The organism is Actinosynnema sp. NPDC002837 (assembly GCF_040295345.1).
GTDB lineage: Bacteria > Actinomycetota > Actinomycetes > Mycobacteriales > Pseudonocardiaceae > Actinosynnema.
This window is the reverse complement of sequence record NZ_JBEOVG010000223.1, coordinates 1-1,106: the sequence shown is the minus strand read 5'-3', so window position 1 is coordinate 1,106 and position 1,106 is coordinate 1. Positions and strand designations below refer to the sequence as shown.

Genomic DNA, 1,106 nt, shown 5'->3' with positions numbered 1-1,106 from the left:
CGCGCCTCCGGCACCCCCCTGCTCTTCGACGGCTCCGGCAACAAGAAAGCCGCCTACACCTCGGTCCTCAACGCCCTCAACGCAGCAAGCCCGACGGGCCCCACCACGACCACGACCACGCCGCCGAACAACGCCAACTGCGCCAACGGCTACGTCGCCCTGACCTACGACGACGGCCCGATCGCGGGCACCACCACCCAGCTGCTCAGCGCGCTGCGGTCGGCGGGTCTGCGGGCCACGTTCTTCAACCAGGGCAACAAGGTCACGTCGAACCAGGCCCTCGCCCGCAGCCAGCGCGACGCCGGCATGTGGGTCGAGAACCACAGCTGGTCGCACCCGCACATGACCCAGCTCAGCCAGGCCCAGATGACCTCGGAGATCTCCCAGACCCAGCAGGCGATCCAGTCCGCCACCGGCGTCGCGCCCAAGCTGTTCCGCCCGCCCTACGGCGAGACCAACAGCACCCTCAAGGCCGTCGAAGCGCAGTTCGGCCTCACCGAGGTGCTCTGGAACGTCGACTCCCAGGACTGGAACAACGCCAGCACCGCCCAGATCGTCCAGGCCGCGTCCACGCTGCAGAACGGCGGCGTCATCCTGATGCACGACGGCTACCAGACCACCATCAACGCCGTCCCCCAGATCGCGTCGAACCTGGCGAGCCGCGGCCTGTGCGCGGGCATGATCTCGCCGTCGACCGGTCGGGCCGTCGCGCCGACGGACACCCCGCCCGGCACGACCAACCCGACGACCACCACCACGACGCAGCCGGATGGCGGCTCCTGCACCGCGACCTACCGCACGAGCCAGCAGTGGGGTGACCGCTTCAACGGCGAGGTGACGATCCGGGCCGGCGCCACGGCGATCACCAGCTGGACCGCCACCGTGACCGTCACGTCGCCGCAGAAGATCTCCGCGACGTGGAGCGGCACGCCCACCTGGGACTCCAGCGGCAACGTGATGACCATGAAGCCCAGCGGCAACGGCAACCTCGCCGCGGGTGCGAGCACCACGTTCGGCTTCACCGTGATGGCGAACGGCCAGTGGGCCGCGCCGACGGTCAGCTGCCGGACCCCGTGACGCACGCCGGTGTGCCCCTCACAGCGAGG

The 1,106-nt window shown here is 70.2% G+C and carries 1 protein-coding gene; it reads left to right on the top strand.

Annotated elements, in window-relative coordinates; translation table 11 throughout:
• Positions 1-1,077, top strand: a 1,077-nt coding sequence (locus ABTZ99_RS45020; protein ID WP_499619296.1) for a polysaccharide deacetylase family protein, incomplete at its 5' end; no start/stop codon positions are given.
• Positions 1,078-1,106: the final 29 nt, after the last annotated feature.